This window comes from Halobacillus kuroshimensis DSM 18393 (genome assembly GCF_000425705.1).
GTDB classification, from domain to species: domain Bacteria; phylum Bacillota; class Bacilli; order Bacillales; family Halobacillaceae; genus Halobacillus; species Halobacillus kuroshimensis.
In genome coordinates this window covers 133328-151311 of record NZ_AUDY01000015.1, presented here as the reverse complement: position 1 = coordinate 151311, position 17984 = coordinate 133328, and the positions used below count along the sequence as shown (strand labels likewise).

12 protein-coding genes are annotated in these 17984 nt (G+C 48.3%); 11 read left to right on the top strand and 1 reads right to left on the bottom strand.

From position 1 onward, the window contains the following. Entirely contained in the window at window positions 1-816 is an 816-nt protein-coding gene (locus H615_RS0119055; protein ID WP_027956631.1) for a lipoate--protein ligase family protein, read from the bottom strand. A 191-nt stretch (window positions 817-1007) separates the two neighbouring features. Here H615_RS0119055 and H615_RS0119050 point away from each other — a divergent pair, with 191 nt between their 5' ends. The 11 genes from H615_RS0119050 to H615_RS21650 all read left to right on the top strand — a co-directional run bounded on the left by H615_RS0119050 (window position 1008) and on the right by H615_RS21650 (window position 17962). Beyond that, entirely contained in the window at window positions 1008-1193 is a 186-nt protein-coding gene (locus H615_RS0119050) for a hypothetical protein (protein ID WP_027956630.1), read from the top strand. A gap of 571 nt (window positions 1194-1764) precedes the next feature. Next, window positions 1765-3660 (top strand): PrkA family serine protein kinase, encoded by a 1896-nt coding sequence (locus tag H615_RS0119045; RefSeq protein WP_027956629.1) that lies wholly within the window; start codon window positions 1765-1767, stop codon window positions 3658-3660. A gap of 83 nt (window positions 3661-3743) precedes the next feature. Further along, window positions 3744-5279, top strand: a complete 1536-nt coding sequence (locus H615_RS0119040; RefSeq protein WP_027956628.1) for a Ppx/GppA family phosphatase — start codon at window positions 3744-3746, stop codon at window positions 5277-5279. 179 nt (window positions 5280-5458) lie between these two features. Beyond that, window positions 5459-7558: an RNA degradosome polyphosphate kinase gene (locus H615_RS0119035; RefSeq protein WP_027956627.1), complete on the top strand. Its 2100-nt coding sequence runs from the start codon at window positions 5459-5461 to the stop codon at window positions 7556-7558. Window positions 7559-7800: 242 nt separating this feature from the next. Next, on the top strand, window positions 7801-10605 hold the full coding sequence (locus H615_RS0119030; protein WP_051254779.1) for a 2-oxoglutarate dehydrogenase E1 component: 2805 nt from the start codon (window positions 7801-7803) through the stop codon (window positions 10603-10605). Next, window positions 10602-11906 (top strand): 2-oxoglutarate dehydrogenase complex dihydrolipoyllysine-residue succinyltransferase, encoded by a 1305-nt coding sequence (gene odhB, locus H615_RS0119025; protein ID WP_027956625.1) that lies wholly within the window; start codon window positions 10602-10604, stop codon window positions 11904-11906. Before H615_RS0119030 ends, odhB begins: the two co-directional genes overlap by 4 nt. A 187-nt stretch (window positions 11907-12093) precedes the next feature. Beyond that, window positions 12094-13257: a sporulation protein YhbH gene (gene yhbH, locus H615_RS0119020; protein ID WP_027956624.1), complete on the top strand. Its 1164-nt coding sequence runs from the start codon at window positions 12094-12096 to the stop codon at window positions 13255-13257. Window positions 13258-13384: 127 nt separating this feature from the next. Then, window positions 13385-14887, top strand: a complete 1503-nt coding sequence (locus H615_RS0119015; protein WP_027956623.1) for a potassium/proton antiporter — start codon at window positions 13385-13387, stop codon at window positions 14885-14887. Between the two features lie 213 nt (window positions 14888-15100). Further along, on the top strand, window positions 15101-15916 hold the full coding sequence (proC, locus tag H615_RS0119010) for a pyrroline-5-carboxylate reductase (protein WP_027956622.1): 816 nt from the start codon (window positions 15101-15103) through the stop codon (window positions 15914-15916). A gap of 89 nt (window positions 15917-16005) precedes the next feature. Further along, window positions 16006-16485: a PH domain-containing protein gene (locus H615_RS0119005; RefSeq protein ID WP_027956621.1), complete on the top strand. Its 480-nt coding sequence runs from the start codon at window positions 16006-16008 to the stop codon at window positions 16483-16485. After that, window positions 16475-17962 (top strand): PH domain-containing protein, encoded by a 1488-nt coding sequence (locus tag H615_RS21650; RefSeq protein WP_051254773.1) that lies wholly within the window; start codon window positions 16475-16477, stop codon window positions 17960-17962. Before H615_RS0119005 ends, H615_RS21650 begins: the two co-directional genes overlap by 11 nt. Window positions 17963-17984 lie beyond the last annotated feature (22 nt).

Below are 17984 nucleotides of genomic sequence, written 5' to 3'. Positions count from 1 at the left end.
TCAGCGGGCGTAGTTCCATTCATCTGTTTCGTAGCGTTCCCGGGCGATTTTCCTTACCTCGTCCCATTGTTCCTCAGACAGGTGGAAGGGCTCCAGGTGGACATTCAATCCTTTTTCAAACCCTTGTTTAAATGCATGTTTTGTTTCTTCGAAAGAGACAGGCTCTTCGAGGATTTCGTTGATGGCAACGGCTTTGCTGCCGAAAGCTTTGCGGGCTCTTTCCTTGATGCGTTCATTTTTGTAAACAAACATGTCAAAAAGCTTCCCATCATCCACTTCAATCGGGATGGACCCGTGCTGCAGGATGATGCCGCGTTTTCTAGTCTGTGCACTTCCGGCCGCTTTTTTTCCATTCACAATCAATTCATACCAGGACGGTTCTTCAAAACAGACAGCTGAGCCGTTCACATCCAGCTTGCCTTCAGGAACAGCAAAATCTGCATCAATGTTCAGGTTTCTGAACCCTTCAAGCAGGCCCTTGGAAATGACGAGATAGGCTTCTTTCACGGAATCCGGCATGTCCTCGTGTTTTTCCGATACGATGACACTATATGTAAGTTCATGGTCATGTAATACCGCACGGCCGCCCGTTTGGCGGCGGACGAGCTGATACCCATGCTTCTGAACACCATCCAAGTCAATTTTTCCTTTTACTTTTTGAAAATAACCAACAGACAGCCCGGCAGGTTCCCAGCCGTAAAAACGCAGAACAGGCGGGATGGACCCTTCCCGGTGCCAATTCATAAGGGCCTCGTCCAGTGCCATGTTGATGGCAGGTGTACAATGGCCTGAATCGACAAAGTACCATGTTTCCATATGCAGTCCTTCTTTCTTTTTGAGTGAGTACTTTATCAAAGTAAAATAGTCAAAACAATTCTAACAATCGGACAGAGGCATGTCAAAATATAGTAAATCATTCTTTGAGGAATTTATTAGGACTTTAGGCTGAAGAATATACAGCCTCAGATTCGGAATATGCCTATATAATGAGAAGAGGAGGGATTAAGATGAATCAAACCTTGCTGTCCAGCGTGCTTTTTTTAATCAGTGCATCCATCTGGGCCATCCTTGCTATTTTTTACGACGATTACCGCTGGCTGAATTTATTCTTATTTATTTTGTTCCTCGTCATGGGACTTGCCAAAAGAAAAAGCTATATGGAAGGGAAAGATGTGGAAGAGGACGGAGATTGATTCCGTCCTCTTTTTTCATAAATGGCGGGCTGCGGCATAGGTTTAAGTAGAGGGGCTGTCCTTCTACCCTGCAGGGTGCAGGTCAAAATGATGTGAAATCACTGGATAGGCAATACCGCATGGGGACAAGTCGAACGGATTCGTTGTTGTAGTTGAGAGATTCCTGGAGTTCTTTCATGATTGATGTTTTGGTTCTTTGCATAGGCTTGTCGGGACTGACCAAGCCGCTTCCACATTTCTTTTTGTTGTCCAGCTCTGGCACCCAGATGCTCGAGACATAAGTCAATGATCTGTGTGAAGGAAGAACGCTTCACTCCGATCCTTGTCTTATGCTTGTCGCATCTACCGGGGTGCCTCCGCATTTCAGTCTCATTGTCCAGTTGCAGCGGCTAGTCCCTCGAGGTCATAAGTCCATCACCTCTGTGGAGAAAAGCACTCCACGGCGGTGCTGGTCTTATGCTTGTCGGGACTAACCAAGCCGCTTCCACATTTCTTTGAATCACACATGTTTTACATGAGCCAGGCATAGGATGTATTAAAATTCGTCTCTTACGACGGGGGAGGTCGCGAAGTGGACATTTTAAAGAAGATACAAGACCACCGGGAATACGAGGAAGAACTGAAGTGGGAAGGAACGTTTGCTGAATACTTGGAGCTGTTGAGAGAGCGGCCGTATTTAGCACAATCCGCTCATTCCCGCGTTTACAATATGGTTAAAAGTGCTGGTGTGGAAGAAGCGCATGATCATAAGCGTTATAAGTTCTTTGATGATGATATCTACGGACTGGATGAAGCGATGGAAAAGTTGGTGGAGGAGTATTTCCATCCGGCAGCGAGAAGGCTGGATGTCCGCAAACGTATTCTATTATTGATGGGACCTGTCAGTGGCGGGAAGTCCACACTTGTGAACCTGCTGAAACGTGGGCTGGAGGAGTACACGCATACGGATGAGGGGGCCGTCTTTGCCATCAAGGGCTGTCCGATGCATGAAGACCCGCTGCATTTGATCCCGAGCCATCTGCGCAAGGATTTTCAGGATGAGTACGGCATCCGTGTTGAAGGAAGTTTGTCTCCGTTAAATACGATGCGTGTGGAAACGGAGTATGGGGGAAGGATTGAGGATGTTCTAGTAGAGCGGATCTTTTTCTCAGAGGATAAGCGTACAGGCATTGGTACCTTCAGTCCGTCAGATCCGAAGTCCCAGGATATTGCCGATTTGACCGGTTCGATTGACTTTTCGACTATTGCTCAATTTGGTTCGGAATCGGACCCCCGCGCTTATCGTTTCGATGGTGAACTGAACAAGGCCAACCGTGGCATGATGGAGTTCCAGGAAATGCTGAAGTGTGACGAGAAGTTTCTCTGGCACCTGCTCAGTTTGACACAGGAAGGGAACTTCAAGGCTGGACGCTTTGCCCTTATCTCAGCGGATGAGTTGATTGTAGCTCATACGAACGAAGCGGAATACCGCTCTTTTATTGCCAATAAGAAAAACGAGGCGCTCCATTCCCGGATGATTGTCATGCCTGTGCCGTACAACTTGAAGGTCAGTCAGGAAGAACGGATCTATGAAAAGATGATCCGGGAAAGTGACATCCGTGATGTGCATATTGCCCCGCACACGTTGAGAGTGGCTGCGATGTTCACGATTTTGACGAGATTAAAAGAATCGAAAAAAGCGTCCATTGATGTCTTGAAGAAAATGAGACTTTATGATGGAGAAATTCTTGAAGGATTCAGCGATGTCGACGTTGAGGAATTGAAGAAGGAGCATGGTGATGAAGGAATGAGCGGGATCGATCCACGTTACGTGATCAACCGCATATCATCCACCATCATTAAGAAAGAACTGACATCAATCAATGCGCTGGATGTTCTCCGTTCCTTGAAGGATGGACTTGGAAGTCATGCCTCCATCTCCAGTGAGGACAAGGAGAGATATCTTGATTTCATTTCCCTGGCGAGAAAAGAATATGATGAAATTGCGAAGAAAGAAGTGCAGAAAGCATTTGTGTACTCCTATGAAGAATCCGCCGTTACGCTTATGGACAATTACCTGGATAACGTCGAAGCGTACTGCAACAAGGCGAAATTGAGAGATCCGCTTACAGGAGAAGAGCTGAACCCGGATGAGCGTCTCATGCGCTCCATTGAAGAACAGATCGGTGTTTCGGAAAATGCGAAAAAAGCCTTCCGTGAAGAGATTCTTATTCGTATCTCCGCCTACGCACGAAAAGGCAAGAAGTTCGACTACCAGTCCCATGAGCGTCTGCGCGAAGCCATTCAGAAGAAGCTGTTCGCTGATTTGAAGGATGTTGTGAAGATTACGACATCCACGAAGACGCCGGATGAGCAGCAGCTGAAGAAGATCAACGAGGTTGTAGCCACGCTTGTCGATGAGCATGGGTACAACTCCAGTTCAGCGAACGAACTGCTGAAATATGTAGGCAGCCTGTTGAACAGGTAATCCCTTGTCAGACCGCCCTCTTTTTCTATAAGAGGGTGGTCTTTTTTATGTTATAATGTCAAAAAATGAAGAGTGGTGAAATCATGGCCAGGAAATTTTATGCAATTATTGATGTGGGTTCAAACACGATGCGTCTAGTGATTTATCTGCGTGATAAAGGTGGACGTCTGCGTGAAGTGGAGAACGTAAAAGCGGTCGCACGTCTGCGCAACCATTTAACAAAGGATGGTCTGTTATCCACCGAAGGGCTGCAGACGCTGCTGACGACACTGAAGAGCTTCAAGGAAGTCGCTGAATCGTATACGCTTGAGGAAATGGTATGTGTCGCTACGGCTACGATCCGCCAGGCGGGGAACCAGGAGGAGATCATCACCCAGGTTTCCAAGCATACCGGTTTTGACATGCGCATTTTATCGGATCACGAAGAAGCGTATTACGGATACCTGGCCGTTGTGAATTCCACTCCGGTTACAGAAGGGATCACCGTGGATATAGGCGGGGGAAGTACCGAAGTTACATATTTTAAAGACCGTGAATTGATCGAATCCTACAGCTTCCCGTTCGGAGCGCTGACGCTGAAGCAGGACTTCTTCAAAAATGAACTGCCGACCGAGAACGAATTCGCGGCCTTGCGCCGGTACCTGCTTGACCAGTTCAAATCACTGCCGTGGCTGCAGAAGAAGGATATTCCATTGATCGGAATCGGCGGTGGAGCGCGGAACCTTGTACAGATCGACCAGAACTTGAAGGAGTACCCGCTGGCCGGCCTTCATCAATATAAAATGAAGGACAGTGACCTCGCTTTTATTAAAAATTATTTATTCACCCTGCCGATGAAGAAGCTTCAGAAGGTGGAGGGGCTGTCCAAAGACCGGGCGGATATTATTCTGCCGGCGACGGAAGTGTTCCATTCCCTTTACGATACTATGCAGGCTTCCGGATTCATTCTGAGTAGAAAAGGGCTTCGGGACGGTGTCTTTTTTGAACAGCTGACGAAGGATATGGGGACGTCGGTTTTTCCGAACGTGCTGGAGGAGAGCATTCAGGAACTGATCAATGATTATGACTTGAATGTCAAGCAGATCCAGCATGTCCAGCATCTGGCTCATCAGCTTTTCAGTCAACTCCATGAAAAAGGGCTCGGTTCCCTGAAGAATTCGGACTGGCAGGAAGTGAAGAGGGCGAGCTATGTGTTCAACCTGGGGGATTATATCGACAGCGAAGCGAGTGCCCAGCATACCTTTTACCTGCTTGCCAACCGGACGATCGACGGCTTGATGCATATAGAGAGGCTGCGGATGGCGCTTATGGCCTCCTATAAGAACAAAACGATTTTCAAGCAGTTCCTTCAGCCGTATAAGAAGTGGTTCTTAAAGGATGAACAGAAGAAGCTCCGTCTTCTTGGTTCCCTCCTGAAGTTTTGCTACAGCCTGGACAGCACCCGCAGACAGACGATTCAAAGCCTTGAGTTGACGAAGGAAGGTCATGATCTGCATATTACGTGTCACTGTTCGGGCGAATGGATGCCGGAAGAATATCAGGCGGAAAAACAGAAAAAACATTTGGAAAAGTCACTGAAAAAGACTATAGAACTGTCTTTTGTGGAAAATAAAAAGTAAGTCCCGCTGCGGGCTTCTTTTTATTAACAACTGTTAATTTCGGAATATTCTACCTTAAAAGAAAACATAATTCAGCAAAATTCATCATTTTTTTACAAAACCTTAACACCTGTTTTATATAGAGGATATAGAGACGTACTAACATATAGAGTGGAATAAATGTGTAAAGGGTGTGCGGCATGTCAACAGAAAACAAGACGCAGGAATTGAACAATCCATCATTTTATAACAACCGGGAGCTGAGCTGGCTCGCTTTTAATGAGCGTGTACTGGATGAGGCTCTTGATTTGGATAACCCTTTGCTTGAACGTTTGAAGTTTTTGGCGATCGGCTCCTCCAACCTGGATGAATTTTTCATGGTACGTGTAGCAGGGTTGAAGGACCAGGTAAAAGCCGGTTTCAACAAGCCGGAGAACAAAGCCGGGCTGACGCCGAAGCAGCAGCTGGCGAAAATTTCGGAAATCAACCATAACAACGTGAAAAAGCAGTATGACTCTTATCAGTCGATGAAGCCGGAGCTGGAGAAAGAAGGCATCTCCCTGCTTTCCATAGAGGATTTGACGAAAGAGGAAATCAACCGCTTCGAAAAATATTTTGACGAGGAAATCTTCCCGGTGCTGACACCGATGGCTGTGGATGCCTACCGTCCGTTCCCGATGCTTCTTAACAAGTCCATCAACCTCGCTGTCGTCATCAAAGATGATATCGACCCGGAGAACACAACAAAGACCGCAATTGTTCAGGTGCCGGCCGTACTCGATCGATTTGTCCAGGTGGAGCATGAAAATAAATACCAATATGTGCTTCTTGAGGAAATTATCAGCCATTTTATGGGTAAACTGTTTAAAGGATACAAAGTGGAATCTGTTACAGAGTTCCGGATAACGAGAAATGCGGATATGACGATCCATGAGGAAGGTGCCCGGGATCTTCTGAAGGAAATCGAGAAAGAATTGAAAAAGCGCAAATGGGGGGCAGCTGTCCGCCTCGAAGTCAGGGATGGAAAGTACGATGAGAAAGTGGTCAAGTTCCTGCTCAGCGTCCTGGAAATTCATCGTGATGACCTGTACATTACGAACGGTCCGCTTGATCTCACGTTCCTGTTCAAGTTCCATAAAACGTTTGCCGATGTGAAGGACCACCTTTACTACGAGACACTGATATCCCAGCCGCCGCGTGATCTGGAGGGGGAGGAGAATATCTTTGAAGCAGCGGAGAACCGCGACATCTTCCTGCACCACCCTTATGAATCCTTTGAGCCTGTCGTCGATTTTGTGGCGGAAGCGGCAGACGATCCATACGTGCTGGCCATCAAACAGACGCTGTACAGGGTAAGTGGAGATTCACCGATTATAGACGCTTTGAAGCGGGCCGCAGAAAAGGGGAAACAGGTGACAGTGCTTGTGGAACTGAAGGCGCGGTTTGATGAAGAGAACAACGTGCAGTGGGCCAAGGAGCTCGAAAAAGCCGGGTGTCACGTCATATACGGCATGACTTACTTGAAAACCCACAGCAAAATCACCCTTGTCGTCAGGAAAAAAGCAGAAAAGATCGAGCGCTTCGTCCACCTGGGTACCGGCAACTACAACGACCAGACGGCTTCTCTGTATACCGATATGGGCATCATTACTTCAAAGCGGAAGTTCGGGATTGATGCGACGCACTTCTTCAATTACTTGAGCGGATTTACGGAAAAACCGGAGTTCCATCACTTGTCTATGGCTCCATTTGATATCCGGAATGACTTTATCCGCTACATGAACAATGAAATCCGCTTCCATAAGCAGCACGGAAACGGCCGGATCATTGCGAAGATGAACTCGCTTACGGACAAAAATCTGATCATAAAAATGTACGAAGCTTCCCAGGCAGGCGTACGGGTCGACCTGATCGTCCGGGGGATCTGCTGCTTGAAGCCCGGCATTGAAGGCGTCAGTGAAAATATCCGCGTGTACAGCATTGTCGGACGATTCCTGGAACACAGCCGGATTTATTATTTCCATCACAACGGGGACGACCGCCTGTTCCTTTCCTCTGCGGATATGATGACTCGAAATATGGTGAAACGCGTTGAACTGCTTTTCCCGATTCACGAGCCCTCTGTGAAAACCCGTCTGAAGAAAATCCTGTCCATCATGCTGAATGATAACGTCAAGGCGAGGGAGCAGAAGAACGACGGCAGTTATGAGTACGTACAGCCTGAGAAAAACCAGGTGCGTATCAACAGCCAGATGAAGTTTTTCGATATGGCTTACCGGGTTCTTGAGGATGAGGAATAATCTTTACCAGTAAAAAGTAAAAAGGCGTACCAAAGGGTGCGCCTTTCTTGTTATAATGGAATTGTTACCATTTGAGAAAAATAAGCGAAATTTGTTGAATACGTAAGCGTTTCAATTCTATAATAGTATGTGGACTTGGAAACGTTTTCGAGGAAACTTTAGCCAACAACTACTTGGAGGTATTCTACGTGTCTAAACAAGGCTCCACTCAAAGATTTTGGGATAATTTCCACGGCCCCAACATGGGGTATATCGAAGAGCAATTCGAAGTATATGAAGAAAACCCAAGTGCTGTCGATCCTTCACTGAAGGATATTTTTGACGAGCACGGGGCACCTGACTGGATGAAGACTAGCCCGTCTGTTGAGACGAACGGTGCTGCGTCTCCTTCGGAAAGGGACATTGCGAAAATCACCTCGGCATTGAAACTTGTTGAGGCTATTCGTCGTCACGGCCATCTGCAGGCGAATATCTATGCTGTAGGAAGTGACGAGCGACCTAAAACAAATTTGCTTGATTTAGAAACCTACGGACTTCAGGAGAAGGATCTGGAGGCTATGCCGGCGGAGTGGGTCTGGCCGGACGCGCCTATGAAACTGGACAATGCCCTCCAAGTGGTCCATGTACTTAAAGAAAGATATGCGGGGACAATCTCCTTTGAATTCGGCCATGTCAATAATGAGAATGAAAGAAAATGGCTGCAGGACAAAGTCGATACAGGGTCGTATCAGGTATCTTTGACAAACCAAGAAAAGAAACAGCTGTTGTACCGCCTGGCTGAAGTGGAAGGCTTTGAGAACTTCCTTGCCAAAACATTTGTGGCACAGAAGCGCTTTTCCATCGAAGGCCTTGATATTATGGTGCCGATGCTCGACCATATTATCCAGTCGGCTTCCGGCGATCACATTAAACATATCATGATGGGCATGGCCCACCGGGGAAGACTGAACGTTCTTGCCCACATCCTCGGGAAGCCTTATGACCGGATCTTCTCTGAGTTCCATCATTCGCCTGATAAGGAGCTCGTTCCTTCAGAAGGTTCGATGGGAATCAACTATGGGTGGACAGGTGATGTGAAGTATCACTTCGGAGCCCGGAGAGAGATCGAAAACGGCGAGCAGTCGGCAACGAAAGTGACGCTGAGCCATAACCCTTCCCACCTGGAATACGTCAACCCTGTCGTCCAGGGTTTTACAAGAGCGGCGCAGGATGACCGCAGGGAGCCGGGCTATGCGAAAATGGATGAAGATGAGGCATTCGGCCTCTTGATCCACGGGGATGCAGCCTTTATCGGTGAAGGGGTTGTCGCAGAGACGCTGAACATGAGTGACCTTCCCGGCTATCGTACAGGGGGAACGGTCCATATCATCGCCAACAACCTTGTCGGTTTCACGACCAACCGCAGAGACGGACGTTCGACAAGATACGCCAGTGATCTTGCGAAAGGCTTTGAAATACCGGTGCTGCATGTGAATGCCGACGATCCAGCGGCATGCCTTTCTGCTATGGCGCTTGCGTATGAATACCGTCAGAAGTTCCATAAGGATTTTCTGATTGATCTCGTCGGGTACCGTCGTTTCGGACACAACGAAATGGACGAGCCGCGCTCTACACAGCCGAAACTGTACAAGGAAATCGACGAGCATCCAACGGCTGCCGCTGTTTTTGAGAAGCAGCTTCAGGATGAAAGTGTTGTGGAAGAGGGCGAACTGACGAAGATGAAAGAAGAGATTGAAGAAAAGCTTCGGGATATCTACAACAATATGGGTGAGCATGAAACGGCCGCTCCTGATGTGAAAGACCGCCCGAGTGGCGTGGAAAGGGATCTGGACGAAATTCAGACATCCGTGGATATTGAGCGTCTGCGTGGACTTAACGAAGGCATGCTGAAACGTCCGGAAGGCTTCAATGGATTTAAGAAGCTTGAGAAAATCCTTCAGCGCCGTGCGAAAATGCTGGATGAAGGGCAGAAAGTGGACTGGGCGACAGCGGAAGCTCTGGCCTTCGCTTCTATACTGGAAGATGGCATCCCGATCCGGATTACCGGTCAGGATACGGAGCGTGGAACCTTCGCTCACCGTCACCTTGTCCTTCATGATGTAGAAACAGATGAAACCTACTGTCCGCTCCACGGACTGGATCAGGCGGAAGCGTCCTTTGATATTCACAACAGTCCGTTATCGGAAGCCGGGGTTATCGGATTTGAGTACGGATACAGTGTTCATGCTTCCGATTCTCTTGTCCTGTGGGAAGCCCAGTTTGGTGACTTCGCCAATGCCGGGCAGGTCATTTTTGATCAGTTTATTGCCGCCGGCCGTGCGAAGTGGGGCGAGAAATCCAATATGGTCTTCCTGCTTCCGCACGGGTATGAAGGACAGGGACCGGAGCATTCCAGTGCCCGCCTTGAGCGCTTCCTTCAGCTGGCTGCAGAAAACAACTGGACCGTGGCCAATGTCACGTCATCAGCCCAGTATTTCCACCTGCTCCGCAGACAGGCGGCAATCAGCAACCAGGAAGAGGCACGTCCGCTCGTATTGATGACACCGAAAAGCCTGCTGCGTAATCAAAGAGTCGCCGTAGACGGGGCTGCTTTCAGCGATGGGAAATTCCAGTCGCTCATGATGCAGCCGGGATTATCTGAGAATAAAGATAAAGAAAAAGTGAAAACCCTTCTATTAGGAAGCGGAAAAATCATGGTGGATATCGAAGACAAAGTGGAAAGCATGGACGAAACCTTTGAAACCATCGATGCTGTCCGGGTGGAACAGATTTATCCATTCCCGGATCAAAAACTGGCAGAAATGCTGGAAACCTATCCGAATTTAGAAGAACTAGTATGGGTCCAGGAAGAACCGCAGAACATGGGTAGCTGGTATTTCGTGGAGGGGATCCTCCACAGACTCCTGAAGGATGGACAGATCCACAGATTTGTAGGACGTCCGCACAGGGCTTCCCCTTCCGTTGGAGAACCGAATATCCATAAAACAGAGCAGAATCGAATCATTCTTGAAGCGCTGCAGATGTCTAAAGGAGGAGAAACAAAATGAAGGAAATCAAAGTACCTGAATTAGCTGAATCCATAACTGAAGGCACGATAGCCGAATGGCTGGTAAAAAAGGGCGATCACGTTTCCAAAGGCGATCCGATTCTTGAGCTGGAAACAGACAAGGTCAATGTGGAAGTGAACGCGGATGCAGACGGAGTTATTGCTGAACTGCTCAAGGAAGAGGGAGATGACGTGGAAGTCGGAGACGTCATCGCCAAAGTGGATGAGAACGGAGAAGCTTCCGCATCTTCTGAGGATTCCTCCGGTGATCAGCAGGCAGAAGCATCTGCAGCTGAACAGAAGGAAGAGCCTCAGCAGCAGGAACAGAAACAGGAGTCCAAGCAGGAAGAACAGCCAGCGGGCTCCAATGGACAGAACAATGGGAATAAAGATATTGTGGCCACTCCGGCTGCCAGAAAGCGTGCTCGTGAACTCGGCATTGATTTGAGCAGTATTTCTGCCCGTGATCCACTCGGCCGCATCCGTCCGGAAGATGTCGATGCAGCTGCTAAGGGTGGCAGCAAGTCGGAAGAGCCGAAATCAGCGTCTAACGACAAGCCGAAGAAAGAGAAAAAGGAAGAGGAGAAGACGCAGTTTGATAAGCCGGTGGAACGGATTAAAATGTCCCGCCGCCGTCAAACGATTGCCAAACGTCTTGTAGAGGTCCAGCAGGAAGCAGCAATGCTCACGACGTTCAACGAAGTGGACATGACGAACGTTATGAAGCTCCGCAGTGACCGCAAGGAATCCTTCCAGAAAAAACACGATGTGAAGCTCGGATTTATGTCCTTCTTCACGAAAGCGGCTGTCGGTGCCTTGAAGGAATTCCCGAACTTGAACGCAGAAATTCAAGGCAACGAAATCATTCAGAAGAAATTCTATGATATCGGAATGGCTGTTTCGACAGATGAAGGCCTTGTAGTTCCTGTCGTCCGTGATGCCGACCGCCTTGATTTCGCTGGTATTGAGAAGGGAATCGCTGATGTAGCAACGAAGGCCCGGAATAAAGAACTGCAGCTGGAGGATCTCCAAGGAGGTTCCTTTACCATCACAAACGGTGGAATTTTCGGGTCCATGCTTTCTACACCGATCCTGAATTCCCCTCAGGTCGGAATCCTTGGGCTGCACAATATCGAGAAGCGCGCGAAAGTCATGCCTGATGACAGCATTGAAGCACGTCCGATGATGTACATTGCGCTTTCCTACGACCACAGAATCGTTGATGGAAAAGAAGCGGTCCAGTTCCTGCGCCGCATTAAAGAAATGATTGAAGATCCGTACGACCTTCTTTTAGAAGGATAATAGGAAATGAAAGTCCCCTGCAGCCTGGCTGCAGGGGCTTTTTTATGAGAAAACCTAGTAGAAGGGGTCAGAAATAAGAGAAAAAGATAGGCGGAAATAACAAATAATCTTTACATATCCCAATATGTTTCATCCATTCACGTGGACCTGCATACGATAGAGTAATACTCGATTAGGAGGGAATAACATGGATGAAGAGACGAGTTTTGTAATCGCCGAAGACGACTGGTCCCTCCATCGGAAAGGCTACGACGATCAGCGTCGACACCAGGAAAAAGTCAAAGATGCCATGAGCAAGCAGCTGCCTGATTTGATAACCGAAGAGAACATTGTCATGTCCAATGGAAAGCGTGTCGTGAAGATTCCTATACGTTCATTAGATGAATATAAAATCCGCTACAATTATGAAAAGAATAAGCATGCGGGACAAGGAGAGGGAGACAGCGAAATTGGCGATGTGGTGGCCCAGGCCCCGCAGCCCGCTAAAGGGAAGCCCGGCAATGGAGACGGCGCTGGTGACCAGGCGGGAGACGATTATTATGAGGCGGAGGTATCGCTGGCTGAGTTGGAAGAGGCTTTATTCAAAGAGCTGACCCTTCCTAATCTTGATGAGAAAGAAAAGGACAATATCCTTCATACGGATATTGAATTCAGCGATATCCGTAAAACGGGGTTGACCGGCAATATCGACAAGAAGAGGACAATGCTTGAAGCCTACAAGCGGAATGCGCTTCGGGGGGAACCCTCTTTTGCACCGATTTACCCGGAGGACATCCGATACAAGACGTGGAATGAGAAGACCAAACCGGAGTCCAAAGCAGTCGTCATTGCCATGATGGATACCAGTGGATCGATGGGGCAGTGGGAAAAATACATGGCCAGAAGTTTCTTTTTCTGGATGACCCGCTTCCTGAACCGAAACTATGAAACGGTGGATATTGAATTTGTAGCCCACCATACGCAGGCGAAAGTCGTCAGCGAGGAGGATTTCTTTTCGAAAGGGGAAAGCGGAGGAACCATCTGCTCATCTGCTTACAGGAAAGCGCTGGAGCTCATTGAGACTAAATATTCGCCGGAACGCTACAACATCTATCCGTTCCACTTTTCTGATGGTGACAACCTGACCTCTGATAATAAACGATGTCTCGGTTTAATTGAACAGTTGATTGAAGTTTCGCAGATGTTCGGGTACGGGGAAGTGAATCAGTATAACCGTTCCTCCAGCTTGATGCAGGCTTATAAATCCATCGAACATGATAAGTTCCGTTATTACATTCTACGCAGAAAAGCCGACGTTTTTCATTCGATGAAGCATTTCTTCAGCGAGCAGGCCGAGGAAATGTTCACGTAGCTGACATAAAGAGGGGGTCGAGAGAGTTCTCGGCACCCTTTTTTGTGCGAAAGGTTTACAAGTACACGGGAATGGAAACTCCTTGGTATAATGAAAAGTGTAATCCTACATATAAGGAGTTCATTCTATGATTCAAGAAATTCTGCAGTCCAATCAATTCATTATGCTGATGGCGCTGCTGCTCATTGTCAGCATCATCGTTACGAAATTCTCTTCCCGTCTCGGGGTCCCGTCTCTTGTGTTGTTTATTCTTGTCGGGATGATGGTCGGAAACGAGGGTCTGGGTTTTATTGATTTTGACAATCCGGAAATCGCCCAGCTTGTCGGTGTCATTGCTTTGATTATCATTCTGTTTGAAGGTGGAATGCTGACCAAGTGGAAAGATATTCGTCCTGTCCTCGCCCCTTCGTTGACGCTTGCGACCGTCGGAGTCGTATTGACGACAGGAATCGTCGCTGTTGCAGCGAAATATTTCCTTCATATCGGCTGGGTCGAGGCGATGCTCGTTGGAGCGATCGTCGGTTCTACAGATGCTGCAGCCGTCTTTGCTGTACTGAAAGGGAAAAATGTAGACGGGAAGCTGGAGGCTACACTGGAAGCTGAATCAGGGACGAATGATCCAATGGCTGTGTTTTTGACGATCAGCTTCATTCAACTGCTGACGGTTGATGAAGTCAACATGTTCGGCATGGTCGGTTCCTTCTTCTGGCAGATGGGAGCGGGGGTCGTTGTTGGTGCTGCGATCGGCTGGGGGGCGAGTTTCGCTTTAAACCGAATCAACCTCGATTCCAGTGGGCTTTATCCACTTTTTGCGCTCGGTTTCGCCTTTCTTTCCTATGGGGCAAGCTCTCTTCTTCAAGCCAGTGGACTTCTTGCCGTCTATGTAACTGCGGTGATTATCGGAAATGCGGAACTTGCCTACCGTTATTCAATCCTTCGATTCCATGAAGGCTTTGGCTGGATGGCACAGATTCTGATGTTCATCATCCTTGGGTTGTTTGTCACTCCCTCAGAGGTGTTTACGTGGTCTGTAATGTCGAGTGGATTATTGATTGCCGGGGTGCTCATTTTTATTGCCAGGCCGGCAGCGGCTTTTTTGAGTCTATCCGGGTTTTCGTTTTCATGGAAGGAAAAGGTGTTTCTATCGTGGGCGGGTGTCCGGGGAGCAGTTCCGATCGTCCTGGCAATTTTCCCGATGCTTGCCGGCATCGAAAACAGCCAGGTGATCTTCAACGTCGTTTTCTTCACGGTCCTGACTTCAGCGCTCATCCAGGGGTCCTCGATTACTTGGATGGCAGACCGGTTCAAACTGGTTTCCGACAAGCTTGGCAATCCGATTCATTCTTTGGAACTGATTTCAATTGGAAAAGCGAATGTAGAGATGATTGAGTTTGAGGTTACTCCGAGGAATGTCGTCGTCGGGCAGAAGCTTGAGGAAATGGAGCTGCCGGACAGGGCATTGATTAATGCCATTATCCGTAAAGGTGATGTGATTACACCATACGGACAGACGGAAATAAAAGCGGGGGATACATTATACATTCTAGTTTCCAGAAAAAACAAGAAAGAAGTCAAGAAAGTTCTTGAAGCCGTTAAAGATCACGGACACAACGAGAAAAGCCGAGCTTAAACAGCTCGGCTTTTCTCGTAGCAGCTATGATATTTTGGGCGTTTCTTTATGATATGAAGAATACAGTCTTTATTATAGGTAACAAATGCTGATTTGTAAACCTTTTCTAATAAAAACGTGATCATTTTACTAGAAAATATTAGTGAAAGCGGGAAGCAATTGTGTGTTCGACAAAGTTCCTATACAATAAGAATCACCAAGGAGGGATGTACGGTGAAGAAACGTATAGGTTTTATCGGCTGCGGTCAGATGGGCCAGGCCATGATTCAGGGCATGATTGATGCAGGGGTCGTGGAACCGGGACATATCGCTGCGACCGCTTTGTCTGATGAAACGATCGATTTTGTTGCCGATGAGTACGGCATACATATTTCCAATGATAATAAGAAGCTGGCAGCAGAAAGCGACCTGCTGTTTCTGGCCGTGAAGCCATATGTGTACAGAGATGTGATTGAGGAAATCCGTGAAGAGGTCTCCGATGATACGGTAGTCATTACGGTTGCTGCCGGCATTACACTTGAATCGATGGAAGAGGCGTTTGATAAGAATGTGAAAGTCATCCGCTCCATGCCGAACACCCCATCATTGGTTGGTGCAGGTATGAGTGCGCTCTGTCCCAATGCTTTTGTGACACAGGAAGATCTGGCCGAAGTGCTCGAGCTGTATGAAAGCTTTGGGGAAGCGGAAGTCATTGAAGAGAAACTCATGGATGCTGTGCCGGCGGTCAGTGGTTCTTCCCCTGCTTTTGTATACATGCTGATTGAAGCGATGGCGGATGCCGCTGTCCAGCAGGGCTTTCCGAGGGACAAGGCTTATAAAATGGTTGCCCAGACGGTCGAGGGGGCTGCGAAAATGGTCAAGGAAACAGGCAGACATCCAGCAGAATTGAAGGATGCCGTCTGCACGCCTGGAGGCACTACGATTTCCGGTGTAACCAAGCTGGAGGAAGCTGGGTTCAGGAAGGCCATTATTCAAGGGATGACGGCCACAACAGAAAAGTCGAAAGCCTTATCCCAAGGAAGAAAGTAACAGAAAGCCGGGCCCCGGATGCCGGGCTTTCTGTTTGTTTGAAACGAATGGGCTCGCATATCCGTACAGATAGTACAGGAGGTGGACGTATGAATAATCAGCCGGCTCAACGTATTTCTAAGCGGGCTTTAACGCTATGGCGCATATACGGCGTCATACACAGCTTCATTCTATTACTTATCACAACGGCTTTAACCGTTACGGTGTTCCTCTGGGAATGGCCGTGGTGGCTGGCGGCAGGAGCAGGAGGACTGGTCGTTCTGGATGCCGTTCTTTTCATCTGGTTGATTCCAGGCCTTCGCTGGAAACGTTGGCGCTATGAGGTCAGTGAACAGAACATCGATCTGCAGCACGGCATTTTCATCATTACCCGCACATTGGTACCGATGGTCAGGGTTCAACACGTAGATACGGAGCAGGGACCGCTGCTCCGGAAATTCCGACTTTCCACCATCAGCATATCGACAGCGGCGACGATACATAAAATACCAGCGCTTGATGAAGATGAGGCAGAACGTCTGCGCCAGTCGATTTCTTCTTTGGCAAGGGTGGCTGAGGATGATGTTTGAACCACGGAAGCTCCATCCTATTTCTGCTTTGATCAATTTTGTGAAGACATTGAAAGATGCGGCGCTGCCGTTGATTGTGGTGATCTTTATCAACGGGAGCCCGTTCAGTGGGGACTGGAACTGGGTCCCGCTGGCCATCTGGGGCGGTCTGCTGGTGATTGTGCTTGGTTCAGGAGTCATCCGCTGGCTGCGCTTTTCTTATTGGATGGAAGATGGAGAACTGCGTATTGAATATGGGTTGATTTTCAGGAAAAAACGCTACATTCCTGTGGAGAGAATCCAGAGTCTTGATTTTTCGGAAGGAATTTTCCACCGCCCGTTGAAATTAGTGAAAGTTTCTGTGGAAACGGCAGGGGCGACCGGTACACAAGGAGCGGAGGCAGAACTGACAGCTATTACCCGCGAAGAAGCCAAAGAGCTGGAGACGCTCATCTTTCAGCAGAAGCGGGCGGCCCAGGAAGAAGAAACCGTTGAGGAGAATGCCGGGGAACAACCGGTAGAACCGCCAAGACAGAAGGTGTTCGGCATGACGATGAAGGATCTTGTCCTTATGGCCGTCACTTCCGGAGGGGCGGGAGTGGTTATTTCCGGTGTGGCCGTGTTCTTTTCCCAGTTCATGGACATTCTTCCTGTCGGGGCGATTTATGAAGAACTGCTGGACTGGATTCAGATCGGTGTTCTGATGGTGGCTGTTACCGTCCTCTTTGTTCTCTTGATTGCTTATGGGATATCGATCCTCCTTACGATCATGCGCTATGCGTATTTCTCTGTCTACTTGGAGGAAGAGGACCTGATTATTACCCGGGGATGGCTGGAGAAAAAGCAGATGACCATCCCGCTCAACCGGATTCAAGGGGTGCGGATTGATGAAAACCTGATCCGCCAGCCAATGGGGTATGCATCGGTTACGATCATCAGTGCCGGTGGTTCCATCATGAAGAACGATGAACATCAGTTGAAACTGCTTCCAATGATCCGGAAAAAGGAAATCGAAGCAGTCCTCCAGATGATTCTCGAAGATTATCAGGTTGCGGGTGATTTCAAACAGCCACCAGCCAGATCGAAATATCGTTACATGATCCGGCAGTCGTGGCTCGGGGTGTTGGCGGCCATACCGGTCAGCATATACTTTTATCCGTATGGGTTACTGGCTGTTCCAGCTGTCGCGGCGCTAGCGGGCTTCGGCCTGCTTGCCTATAAAGATGCAGGGTGGACGATTGATGGTACCCAGTTGAGTCTGCGTTCAAGAAATATTATCAAGCAGACCTACTTGATGAAGAGGTTCCGCATCCAGGCCGCATCCAAGAAGCAGACCCTGTTGCAGAAGCGTTCCGGTCTTTCTACTATTCAGGTGACGCTTACCTCAGGTGGAGGCGGAGCGGTGGCGCGCTGCTACTACCTGGAGGAAAAAGATACCGATTCGGTCATGGGCTGGTATATTGACGCTGTGACCAATCAAAAACCAGTGGAAAAGTAATTTTTCCACTGGTTTTTTTCTG

Bases quoted from the DNA above. Each gene is read 5' to 3' on its own strand.
- H615_RS0119050 (WP_027956630.1), top strand. From the start codon at position 1,008: ATGAATCAAACCTTGCTGTCCAGCGTGCTTTTTTTAATCAGTGCATCC.
- odhB (WP_027956625.1), top strand. From the start codon at position 10,602: ATGAAGGAAATCAAAGTACCTGAATTAGCTGAATCCATAACTGAAGGC.
- H615_RS0119030 (WP_051254779.1), top strand. From the start codon at position 7,801: ATGGGGTATATCGAAGAGCAATTCGAAGTATATGAAGAAAACCCAAGT.
- H615_RS21650 (WP_051254773.1), top strand. From the start codon at position 16,475: ATGATGTTTGAACCACGGAAGCTCCATCCTATTTCTGCTTTGATCAAT.
- H615_RS0119040 (WP_027956628.1), top strand. From the start codon at position 3,744: ATGGCCAGGAAATTTTATGCAATTATTGATGTGGGTTCAAACACGATG.
- H615_RS0119005 (WP_027956621.1), top strand. From the start codon at position 16,006: ATGAATAATCAGCCGGCTCAACGTATTTCTAAGCGGGCTTTAACGCTA.
- H615_RS0119015 (WP_027956623.1), top strand. From the start codon at position 13,385: ATGATTCAAGAAATTCTGCAGTCCAATCAATTCATTATGCTGATGGCG.
- yhbH (WP_027956624.1), top strand. From the start codon at position 12,094: ATGGATGAAGAGACGAGTTTTGTAATCGCCGAAGACGACTGGTCCCTC.
- H615_RS0119055 (WP_027956631.1), bottom strand. From the start codon at position 816: ATGGAAACATGGTACTTTGTCGATTCAGGCCATTGTACACCTGCCATC.
- H615_RS0119035 (WP_027956627.1), top strand. From the start codon at position 5,459: ATGTCAACAGAAAACAAGACGCAGGAATTGAACAATCCATCATTTTAT.